The organism is Fictibacillus sp. b24, from assembly GCF_030348825.1.
In the GTDB taxonomy this organism is placed as follows: Bacteria; Bacillota; Bacilli; order Bacillales; family Fictibacillaceae; genus Fictibacillus.
Genome location: NZ_JAUCES010000005.1, coordinates 412,198 through 424,181 on the forward strand (window position 1 = coordinate 412,198; position 11,984 = coordinate 424,181).

Genomic DNA, 11,984 nt, shown 5'->3' on the forward strand with positions numbered 1-11,984 from the left:
CCTACAGCACCTCATAACCTCGATTGGTTAAGAAATCTTGAAAATCATCATCGCAAATCAGTTCGTCAAACAGCCCGACTGCCTCCATAAAACGGCCAGAGTTGAATGAATCCTCATTCATTTGCTGTCTTAATTTTTGAACTTCCTGAAGCTTTAGTTCCTCTACCAGCTCGAATGTAACTTTGCGGCCATCGTTCAAAATACCTTTAGGGTGACGAATCCATTGCCATACTTGAGCTCTAGAGATTTCTGCAGTTGCCGCATCTTCCATGAGATGGTTGATCGGTGCAGCACCTTTTCCTCTAAGCCATGACGCGATGTATTGGATGCCGACACTGATGTTCACACGCAAACCTTCTTCTGTAATTTCGCCCTCTGGTACAGCCACTAAATCGTCAGCCGTCACGACTACATCTTCACGCTTGCGATCAATTTGGTTTGGCGTCGGCATAATGCGGTCGAACACTTCCATCGCGACAGGTACAAGTCCCGGGTGCGCCACCCATGTTCCGTCATGACCGTCAGAAGCCTCGCGCTCTTTGTCAGCACGTACTTTTTCAAAAGCAGCTGCGTTTGCTGCTTCATCATTTTTGATCGGAATCTGTGCTGCCATTCCACCAATCGCAGGGGCGTTCCGTTTGTGACATGTTTTGATCGCCAGAAGAGAGTAAGATCTCATGAATGGTACAGTCATCGTAACAAGCGACCGATCTGGCAGAATGACGTGCGGCTGGTTACGGAATTTTTTAATATAGCTAAAAATATAATCCCAGCGTCCACAGTTTACACCTGCAGAGTGTTCACGCAGTTCGTATAATATTTCATCCATCTCAAATGCTGCGACAATTGTTTCAATTAGTACAGTTGCTTTGATTGTTCCTCTAGGAATGCCTAGCTGCTGTTGTGCGTAGATGAAAACATCGTTCCAAAGCCGCGCTTCTTTGTGGCTTTCCATTTTAGGAAGGTAAAAATAAGGACCAGAACCTTTTTCAATAAGTGTTTTCGCATTGTGATAAAAATAAAGTCCAAAATCTACTAAACTTCCAGACATCACTTCGTTGTCGACAACAATATGTTTTTCTTCTAAATGCCAGCCGCGGGGACGCACAATTAACGTTGCAATGTCCTTGTTCAATGTATATTTTTTGCCGTTTGGATTTTCAAAAGAAATGGTACCGTTAACGGCATCCTTCAGATTGATCTGACCCTCAATCGTGTTTTCCCAAGTAGGCGAGTTGGAATCTTCAAGATCGGCCATAAATAGTTTGGCGCCAGAGTTAAGCGCGTTGATTACCATTTTTCGGTCAACAGGTCCTGTAATTTCCACCCTACGATCATGAAGATCTTTCGGAAGAGGAGAGATGGTCCAATCACTGTTTCGGATATGTTCAGTTTCAGGTAAAAAGGTGGGAAGAATCCCTGCATCGATTTCTTTTTGCTTTACCTTACGCTGCTCTAAAAGCTCTTTTCGTGTGGTATTGAATTGAAGGTGCAGTGACTTTAAGAAAAGAATGGCACCTGGTGTTAATATCTTTTCATACGCTGGGGTTATATCGCCTAATACTTGAAGATTAGAGGTTTCGATGGTCACTAATTCCACAGTCCTTTCTGAATATGTTATTAAACAGGTGCTTAATCTTTATTATTGTTATATAACAGTGAAGGTAAAAAAATATTTACCTCTCGTGTTTGCCCATACAGCGCTCGCACTCGTAAAGGTAAGATTCGTGTTGCTCCTCGATCACACATCCACATTCTGTACACGTTTTGTCCGGTATGTTGCGGTGTAGCTCCAAGTAATTTTTCATTTTAAGTTCCTCCTGTTTTGTTTTTAATTGATTATAATGCATTGTATTATAACAGATATAGTTTTGCAACACCTGTTTTATAACATTTTTCGATTTTTTATAAAATTGAGTCATCTGTCCAACTGTTTTCCCTTGATATATCAGCGTTTGTCCTAGTAAAAACTTTTTTTGAAACTGTTGTAATACAGGTGGTTTAAGAAGGATGAATTTCTTTGTTCTTGCCACCTGCAACTGAATACCATTTCTTTATAAATCGTTTCAGAGAGTAGAAGGGATGTAGCCAAATATTGTCGAACATAGAGTGAAAATATAGAACGGGTGTATATCACTTAAAGAGATATGCACTTTTTTGAAATCTTTATCTATGAAGGAAGTGCAATTAAATGGTTGAGGGGAAAATCATTTGCTTTTTTAGGGAAAAAAAACAAATCACCCAGCGAGATCTCGGTATGGGAATTTGTTCAAGTTCTCATGTGAGTAAGATCGAAAGAGGACTGACTGAGTATTCATCTGAAGTTGTAAAGCTTTTGGCAGATCGGCTACAGGTAGATTTGGAAGTAGAAAAAGAAACCTATTATACAATAAAATCACTGCTTCATCAGTGGATGGAAGCGATTCTGATGAGACAGAGAAAGAAAGCTGAACACCTGAAGCGCAAGATCGAAGGATATGAATTACTAGAACTGCCAGAATTCAAGCGGACCTATATGCTTATACATATACGCTACAATATGCTTATAGGAGACTTTTCTGATGTTCCTCTGATTATGAAAGAGGCAGAGAAAGAAGAAAATCTATCAGACATAGACGTTCATTTATTGTTACATAATAAAGCGATTTGCTTATTATATTTTGATAGAGATTATGAGGGTGCAAAAGTACTTCTAAGACAGATCGACGACTCTATGTATCCTTACCATGAATTTTATTATCATCTCGCCCTTAGCCATTATTTTCTTGGTCAGCATATCTTAGCTTATAAATATGCCAGTAAAAGTCTAGATTACTTTATGAAAACACATAATTTTTCAAGAATTATAGATGCAGAAATGCTAATTCTTATTCAACTGGAGCAGGACAGCATGACTGAATATAAAGAAGACAAGTATCAGTCTTTGCTTGAAATGAGTGAAACGTATGGACTGCAAGAGCAGCAATCAATCATTCTTCATAACTATGCCTACCACCTCTTTGTGAACAGGCATTACCTAAAAGCCATGGATTTATATAGACGAGCAATGAATCTGAAAGATCCTAACAGCAAAGATTATTTGGGATCATTAGAAGGGTATATCCATGCTGCCTTTAAATCGTCCATGAATGCTCCAAAAAAATTACTAAAGTGGGTAGAGGAGGGGTTGGAAAAAGCTAAGAAGCTTGAAGATGAGCGCAGTTTGCATTTGTTTACACTTCATCAATATAAAATTTTAAGTCGATTAGATGACTATTATTACTATTTGGAATCAACTGCCTACCCCTATTTTTCCAACAATGAGATGAAGCCACAGAAAGACTATTACCAAATACAGCTCTATCACCATTTTGTTAAAACCGGACAAATGGAAAAAGCCAACCTCTTGTCGAGCGCATGCATAGAATCTATTGAACCTAAACATCAGTATGTTTAATAGCCTCCCAGCAATCTGGGAGGCTATTATTATGGGCAAAGAAAACCTTAAAAAAACCCAACCTAAAAATAGAAAAACCAGCCTTAAGTCCTAAAAAAACAGCTCTCACATGACCAAAAGGCAGAAAACAAATGCAAAAACCGGGATGAATAGACGTTGAAAACCCCGATAGTCAGTGGATTAATGTTGAGCTTACAATGAAGAAACAACAAAGACATCGCGGGGAAACTTTGAATCTATTATTACAGGGGGAAAAGTAATGAAGAAGACCAGTTTGTTAAAGCCTGTAGCACTTGCACTATCAACGGTCATACTAGCATCACCTATCTTAGGAAATGCAAGTACCCAACCACCGGTAAATGTCTTGAATAATCAAGAAGAAGCATTGAAACAACTTATTGAATCAGAACAAAAAAATGTGTCTTCTGGACAAGGTAAATATCAAATAACGCTGATCACGGGAGATGTCGTAACTGTAACCGAAATTGGTGAAGGTAAGAGTGTCATAGATGTGAAGCCAGTAAACGGATTAGAAGACCGCACACGAATCATCACAGCAGATAATGAAACATATGTCATTCCAGAAGAAGCGTTGCCTCTTGTAGCGGCAGATAAGATCGATCAAGACTTATTTAATATTACAGAATTAGTGAAGAACGGATACACCGATAAAGGAAGTACGGCTCTACCGATGATTGTTCAGTATAAGGAGTCAAAAGTGCGTGCTGCCTCAAGTGCAAACCTTCCTAAAGCACCTGAGGGTTCAAAACGGACAAAGGTTCTTGAAAGCATTCGAGCTTCTGCGGTTTCAGTAGAAAAATCACAGGCAAAAAAGCTATGGAATGCTGTGACAGAAAAGGTGGTTAAAGATGAGGCGAGTGAGAATGAACGTAAAGAAGTAATATTGGACCAAGAAATTGAAAAGATTTGGCTCGATGGAAAAGTAGAAGCGAGTCTTGAACAAAGCGTTACCCAAGTGGGAGCTCCAACAGCATGGAATCTTGGACTTGATGGGACAGGAGTAAAGGTTGCGGTCTTGGATACAGGAATTGACCCGAATCATCCGGATATAGCCGGTAAAATCAAGGATAGTAAGAGCTTTGTGCCAGGTGAGGATATATTAGATTACAATTCTCACGGCACACACGTTGCTTCGACAGTACTCGGAACAGGTGCAGCGTCAAATGGAAAAAGTAAAGGTGTTGCGCCAGGAGCTGAGTTACTTGTAGGTAAAGTTTTAGGCAACAATGGATCTGGTTTAAACTCTTGGATCATTGACGGCATGGAATGGGCTGCTCAAAATGCCGATATCGTCAATATGAGTTTAGGAAGCCAACAGCCAAGCGATGGAACAGATCCCATGTCACAAGCCTTAAATGAACTTACAGAAGAAACGGGAGCGCTGTTTGTTGTTGCGGCGGGTAATATTGGATCAGAGGGATCAATTGGGGCACCAGGTGCAGCAGATAAAGCACTAACCATTGGGGCAGTATCAAAAACAGATACAATCGCGTCGTTCACTTCAAAAGGGCCGCGTATTGGGGACAGTGGTTTAAAACCAGATATGTCGGCTCCAGGTGTTGGAATTATTGCAGCTCGCTCACAGTACTCAAGCGGTCAAGGAGCTTATAAATCACTGAACGGAACTTCTATGGCAACTCCTCACGTAGCAGGTGCTGCAGCCATTCTTAAGCAAAAGCACCCGAATTGGACCAATGAAGACATAAAAGAAGCGCTTATGAGTAACACAAAAAAATTAAAATATTTGCCTTATGAAATAGGAACTGGACGACTGGATATTCCTGCCTCCTTAGGTGAGGTACGTGCAACAGGGTCCATATACTTCGGATTTTTCGATTGGCCACATGAAGAGGATGAAAGTGTTGAACGAACGGTTACGTATACGAATGATGGTGATAAACCTATCACGTTAGATCTAACGGCTGATTTGCTGGATAAAAGCGGAAAACCTGCTCCGGCAGAGATACTCCAGCTATCTGACAAGCAAGTAACCGTACCAGCTAAGGGAACAGCTTCCATCAAGGTAAAAATAGCGGTGAACCAGGTATCACCAGGAGTTACCCTGCAAGGACATATCTCAGCAAAAGCTGACGGTAAACCAGTTGTTCATACTTCCATGAGTTTGGTTAAAGAAGGTGAGCTTTACTCGATGAAAATTCGCCCGATTGATCGGGATGGCTCACCAAACTTAGCATATGTAACGCTTTATTCTCCTAAACTCGGGGCGAAACTTTATACGGTTAATGGAGAAAGAGAACTGCGTCTTCCTCCAGATACGTACACAGTTACTTCCTTAATGGATGTAGATACAAAGACAGATGAGTCTGGTGTAGCTTTTGTCGGAAATCCAGAAGTGAAGTTGACAAAGGACACGGTCATAGAACTCGATGCTCGAAAAGCCAATGAAGTCGTCGTCAAAGCACCTAAAGAAGCAGAAGATTCCTATCGAAGAATGGACTACACTCGTGTATTTAAGCAGGGTGGTGTTGGAGAGCAATGGACACTCCCAGTGGTACACGATAAAGTATACGCTGTTCCACTTGATGGCGTTGAGGAAGGAACATTTGAATTTTCAACCCGCTGGCGTTTAGTAAAACCAGTACTTGATATGAAATACCGTGGTCAAGTGATTGATGATCTTCCTCAAGGAGGCGTCACAAATCTGGAAGGAAACCACAACCTAAAAGCGGTATACGCTAATAAAGGAGCAGCTTCTGATTATGAAGGTCTAGATGTGAAAGGAAAAGCAGTAATCATAGAGAGAAGTGCAGAAGTAACCCCTAAAGAACGAGGTAAAGCTGCAATTGCAGCGGGTGTTAAATTACTTATCGTAGTGAATAACACACCTCAGGAATTCAGGGAATCTTATTTGAATAGTCAGGAATACAGCAAAAATATTCCCCTTGCCGTCACAGCTGTTTCAAACATTGAAGGAAAAGAGCTAATTGCAGCGGCACAAAAAGGAAATCTTGTTCTTCCGGTAAAAGGTACGCCATATTCACCTTATTCATATGACCTCATTTCCATATATCAGGATAAGATCCCGAATGAAACGTTGGTATATGCACCTAAGAAAGAAGAATTAACGAAGGTGGATACGTATTATCATTCAGATGATAAGGAAGGCGAGGATGGAGAAGAGTGGCGTTATGATTTTCGTCCGACCCGTACGGTTGATCATGTCATTGGCAAGCCAGCTTTAAAGTTCCCACATGAAAGGGAAGAATGGATCTCTGCCCCAGAAGGAAGCAAATGGTATCAAAAAACTGGCATGTACAAAGGCGATACGTACTGGGAAATGAGAGATAAGCTTGTGGACTATGATCCGGGTGAGCGTTTAGAACAGCATTGGTACAAGTCTGTGGTCCGTCCAACATTTGGACCTGGTTTCTTTTATCCATACCGCGAAGGAAACATTTTCTACTTAAATGTTCCGGCTTGGGGTGATGCAGACTTAGGACACGCAGGTTTTATGGATGAGTCTTCTCATAACAATTCAAAGTTAACACTTTACCAAGAAGATAAATTTGTAAAAGAACAAAATAGTCAGGCACTGCTTTCTTGGCAATATAATCATCCAGTTGAACGAACACAATACCGTCTCGTGGGTGAAAGTTCTCGCGATGCAGAAGTCTTTAGCAGTTCTGTACGAACAAAAACGGAGTGGACGTTCTGGTCAGCGTACGTAGGACCTAAGAAAACAACTGTACCCCTTCTAGAGCTAGGGTATGATGTTAAGACTGACATCTATAATCGTGTTCAGGCGAGCAGTGCAACACAGATTGTTTTATCTGCAGAACATATGGAAGACGCTGTAGGAGCTGGGAAGATCGAGGGAGCAACTCTTGAAGTTTCCTTTGACGAGGGACATACGTGGAAAGACGTTCCGCTTACAGCAGAAGCAGACAAGTGGAAAGGTACTATTAAAAATCCGAATGAACCAGGGGGTTCCGTTTCACTTCGTGCAGCTGCATGGGACGATGCCGGAAATAAGATAAAGCAAGATGTCATCAAGGCGTATGTATTAAAATAATGATCATTTGTAGACGATTCCCATTTCAACTTTGTTGGAATGGGGTTTTTTTGAAATAAATGAGCATTGAATACTTTTTTAATCATGCTTATTCGAAAATCTCATTACAAAAATGGGAAGTTTTTTATAAAAGATGGAATACCATGGAATGATTGACCTCCCTATACTTTTCTTGTAAAAAAGACGGGTCAAAAGCCTAGTGTGAACATGCTCAAAGTAGGAAACATTATACCTGATACTAGAAAAAATAGGTTATAGGAGGGATGCACATGTTTGGTTTTGAAGATGTTTGGAAGTTTTTCTTTTCATTCTTTCTCGTTTTACCGATCGTTACGTTTATTCACGAAGCAGGTCATCTCTTTTTCGGAAAAATAACGGGTGGCAAAGTCAGCATTCATATCGGAAGTGGAAATAGACTGTTTAAGATTGGTCCCTGTAACGTTCGCAAATTGTATTTTTGGGACGGCTGGTGTGAATATGAAAATTTGAAAAATCATACACGCAGACACCTCGTGTTAGTGTATTTGGGTGGACCATTATTTACGATTCTGAGCATGCTGATCGTGAACATGCTGATCTATATGAAAGTATTTGAACCGGGCATCTTCACTTACCAATTTGTGTACTTTTCCTTTTATTTCGTCTTTTTCTCTCTGATTCCAATTGAGCAAAACGGATATCCGACAGATGGGAAAGCGGCGTGGGATGTATTAAAACAGAAGACGCTGAAAAATAACCCTCTCGGTTAAATAGAGATGACGTAACGTTTGGATGAATGCGGTCCAGACGTTTTTTGCGTTTTTGAAGGCATAAATAGAGTTATATACATTGTCCATGTGGTAAGATAATTTCAATCTTAGTTGGTATGTCGGACAAAACAAATGAATACTTTTTAGGGGAAACGGGGGATTTAGGATGAAACCGATATGGCTTGGTATTGCGGCAGCCTTTTTCTTTGGGGTGACGTTCATATTGAATCGTTCAATGGATTTATCGGGCGGAAGCTGGCATTGGAGTGCGGCCCTTCGCTTTTTTTACATGGTTCCACTTTTATGGATCATCGTTTGGATGCGTGGAAACGTGCGTCCTGTTTTTGAAGAGTTACGAGCTCGGTTTGGCACGTGGTTTTTATGGAGTTCGGTTGGGTTTGTGCTCTTTTATGCGCCGATTACGTATGCAGCTGGCTTTGGCGAAGCATGGCTCGTAGCGGCGACTTGGCAGATTACGATTGTAGCAGGATCTCTTCTTGTTCCGTTCTTTTATGAAGGAGAAGGAAAGAATAAAGCAGGTGCGTCAAGGCAAAAAATACCGTTTAAAGGTCTAGGGTTTTCTGTCATTATTTTAGCAGGAGTCGCACTCGTTCAAGTGCAAGAAGCGAGCGGGGTGAATGGATCGGCTTGGCTGAACGTTGTACTGCCGGTTTTAATTGCCGCAATCGCTTATCCGCTCGGCAACCGAAAGATGATGTTCGTGACCAACAAACGGCTTGATGCGTTTCAGCGTGCGTTCGGCATGACGATAGCCTCATTGCCGTGGTGGATTGTTTTGGCTGTGGTCGGCTGGCTCGAAAGCGGACCGCCAACGAATGATCAGCTGTGGCAGACGTTTTTAGTGGCAATCTCGTCAGGTGTCATCGCAACCGTACTCTTTTTCCAAGCAACCGACCTTTGCGCGAACAACCCTGTGAAACTGGCAGGTGTGGAAGCTACGCAATCAGCAGAAATTATTTTCGTGCTAGCAGGTGAGATGTGGTTGTTATCGATTGCGAGCCCAACTTTCATTTCAATGCTCGGCGTTATCATCATCATGCTGGGCATGTTTTTACACAGCTATTATGGAAAAACAGAGGTCGTTCAAAAAAAATCTATGAAACTTGCAAAATGATGAATAAAATTATGTGAGCTGGGAATAGTAGTACTACCCCCCCTTTTTATATAGTTAATTTGGAGCAACCGCTGCCCGTAGCAGCGGTTGTTTTTTTTGTGCAAAAAAGGAATCCGACATATCTGTGCATAATAAGTCGGGTAGGATTCAAAAGCTCCTGTTATTGTTGAGTTGAAAGGAGGCGTTCGTATGGATTCGCTTCAAAGAATGAATGACGCGCTGAACTATATCGAGGAAAATTTGGCAGACGATATCGATTATAAGGAAATAGCAAAGCGTGCCTATTGCTCCGAATATCATTTTAAAAGAATGTTTTCATTCTTAGCGGGTGTTCCACTATCGGAATATATTCGCCGCAGACGCCTGACTTCTGCAGCATTTGAACTAGCGAACGGTGAAACAAAGGTCATTGATCTAGCTGTAAAATATGGCTACCGTTCACCGGATGCTTTTACAAAAGCGTTTCAACAGTTGCACGGTATAACACCATCAGAGGCTCGGAGGAACGGTCATTCTTTAAAAGCATTTCCGCGCATGTCCTTTCAACTATCGGTAAAAGGAGGAAATGAAATGAACTATCGCATTGTCGAAAAAGAGGCGTTCCGCATTGTGGGAATGAAGAAACGAGTTCCATTGATTTTTGAAGGAGTAAATCCAGAGATTGCTGCTATGTGGCAGAGTCTAAACATGGACACCATTAACGAGCTTAAGCAGCTATCGAATATAGAGCCAAAAGGACTGATCAGTGCTTCAACGAACTTTTCAGAGAGGGTGGCTGAGAACAGCAAACTCGATCACTATATTGGGGCAGCTACGACGAACGAATGTCCTGGTCACTTGGCTAATCTAGAGGTTGCCGCATCGACTTGGGCTGTTTTTGAAGCAGTAGGCCCATTTCCAGAAACGCTGCAAAATGTATGGGGACGCATCTATGCAGAGTGGTTTCCGTCATCTTCCTACGAACAGACAGAAGGACCGGAAATGTTATGGAACGCAGACAAAGACACCTCTTCACCAACGTTTAGAAGTGAGATTTGGATTCCTGTGAAGAAGAAGTAAACGAGGAAGCATCGGCTGTGAAGAGGCTGATGCTTTTTCATGGTTTAAGTGCATGGGGGTATAGGGCGTGATTAAATTTCAGGAATGTGTCGAGTCGCGGGATTTTGAGTAAAACTCGCGGGAATATAGCAAAATCTCGCGGGAATATCTCTAGAATTTCCGGAATTATTTCAAAAACTTCTCGAATTCAGGGTTGTAATACCCCGACTGGTATAAGAAAAAACCACTTGGATACCCAAATTTGCATGTGTTTTGTACTGTGGTGCGCGGAAATCGCCTGGATGTGCTCGCAAATGATTCGCTTGTGCGCGAAATTTTGATGACCCTGCGCGTAAAAAGCCTCATGCTGCGGAATCACAATAACAACAAAAAGAGTATAAAACCCTTTTCGGTTTTATACTCAATTTTACGCAATATCCCTTACTTTCTCATTCCTGTATCTCCACCCATACAAGAGTGCGCAAATTAAAAGGATGATTACAAGTGAAATTGGCACGAGATGCTGAGGAAGATAAACAATCGTAATGTTTTGCACAAGATAGCTTGTTCCCAGTCCAAACAGAATAAATGCTAGAGGAACATGCAAGCCAACACTCGTCATATAGTTCGGCGCTATGCTTGAGATGCACGCTGCGACCAGCACCAAAGCTATCCCTAATAAATAGATACATATCACGGTAAAAACAATGTATTGAAAAAACGTAATGTCATACCAAGACACAAAATTATTGTAAATCGAGTTAATCGTTAGCGGGAAGAACATACTCGTGTCGTTCCCAGCATAAAGAAAGAAAAAGCAGCTGAGGTGAATCGTAATAACGGTTAAGGAAGCTATTAATCCAGCCACAAGCTTTTTTGTGAAAAGCGAACGTCCGACTTTAGATGTGTATTGCAGAAAAATAGCATGATTCCGTTTATCCCCAACATATAAAGGCATAAGGACTAGCATGACACTTAGAAAAATCATAATCGCAACAACTTTTATTAGCGTATTATAATTTTCAAACACGAGATAGGTAAAAACAGCAGTTGTCGCTCCGTTCTCCACTAATTCATGAATTCGAGCCTCTTGCTTTTCGTTTAATTCACCGGGTCCGTATTGGCTAAAACGCTCGGGATGTTCATAAGTATCAATCATTACTTCTCTCGCTTGAATCTCCCAAAACACGTCCACAAAATCCTCAAACACCACTTTGTGATGAAGCGCTGATAATTTTTCGTCTTCAAGATCCATACTGCGGAATTCTTTGTATGTGTCTATACCCGCGGCGGCCAATTCATTGTGTGACTTTATATAAGCTGTCGCTTCATCTATTCTTTTTTCGTAAATATCTTTAAAATCCTCAAACTCATCCTCATCCATCGTTTCACCATAGTCTTCTAACATTTTTTGAGTAGCAAGGAACGTATCAAGTAAGGGGCGGCCGTTCGGGAAATGTTTAAAATCAAACATGATAAACTGCTGATACATAATGAAGCTGACTATTGAAATCAAGATGATGGTTTTTACCGTAAACAGCTTCTTTAATTCCTCAAATATAAGTCTCATAT

General features: G+C 41.2%; 8 protein-coding genes. 5 read left to right on the forward strand and 3 right to left on the reverse strand.

Annotated features, from left to right (window positions below; translation table 11 throughout):
- Position 1: 1 nt before the first annotated feature.
- Both aceB and yhfH read right to left on the reverse strand, forming a co-directional pair.
- Positions 2–1,591, reverse strand: coding sequence for a malate synthase A (aceB, locus tag QUF49_RS02205; RefSeq protein WP_289497566.1), 1,590 nt, complete (start codon positions 1,589–1,591; stop codon positions 2–4).
- A gap of 85 nt (positions 1,592–1,676) precedes the next feature.
- Positions 1,677–1,922 carry a protein YhfH gene (yhfH, locus tag QUF49_RS20835; RefSeq protein WP_425590486.1) on the reverse strand — a complete coding sequence of 82 codons (246 nt, stop codon included), beginning with the start codon at positions 1,920–1,922 and terminating at the stop codon, positions 1,677–1,679.
- A gap of 269 nt (positions 1,923–2,191) precedes the next feature.
- Here yhfH and QUF49_RS02215 point away from each other — a divergent pair, with 269 nt between their 5' ends.
- From QUF49_RS02215 to QUF49_RS02235, 5 genes are all read left to right on the forward strand, one after another.
- Positions 2,192–3,436 carry a helix-turn-helix domain-containing protein gene (locus QUF49_RS02215; RefSeq protein WP_289494115.1) on the forward strand — a complete coding sequence of 415 codons (1,245 nt, stop codon included), beginning with the start codon at positions 2,192–2,194 and terminating at the stop codon, positions 3,434–3,436.
- Between the two features lie 259 nt (positions 3,437–3,695).
- Complete coding sequence (locus QUF49_RS02220) at positions 3,696–7,490, forward strand: S8 family serine peptidase (protein ID WP_289494116.1); 3,795 nt, start codon at positions 3,696–3,698, stop codon at positions 7,488–7,490.
- Between the two features lie 269 nt (positions 7,491–7,759).
- Complete coding sequence (locus QUF49_RS02225; protein ID WP_289494117.1) at positions 7,760–8,239, forward strand: site-2 protease family protein; 480 nt, start codon at positions 7,760–7,762, stop codon at positions 8,237–8,239.
- 166 nt (positions 8,240–8,405) lie between these two features.
- A complete protein-coding gene (locus tag QUF49_RS02230; protein ID WP_289494118.1) occupies positions 8,406–9,374 on the forward strand; it encodes a DMT family transporter in 969 nt (322 codons plus the stop codon).
- A gap of 189 nt (positions 9,375–9,563) precedes the next feature.
- On the forward strand, positions 9,564–10,433 hold the full coding sequence (locus QUF49_RS02235) for an AraC family transcriptional regulator (protein ID WP_289494119.1): 870 nt from the start codon (positions 9,564–9,566) through the stop codon (positions 10,431–10,433).
- A 406-nt stretch (positions 10,434–10,839) separates the two neighbouring features.
- Here QUF49_RS02235 and QUF49_RS02240 read toward each other — a convergent pair whose 3' ends face one another.
- Positions 10,840–11,982, reverse strand: coding sequence for a hypothetical protein (locus QUF49_RS02240; protein ID WP_289494120.1), 1,143 nt, complete (start codon positions 11,980–11,982; stop codon positions 10,840–10,842).
- Positions 11,983–11,984: the final 2 nt, after the last annotated feature.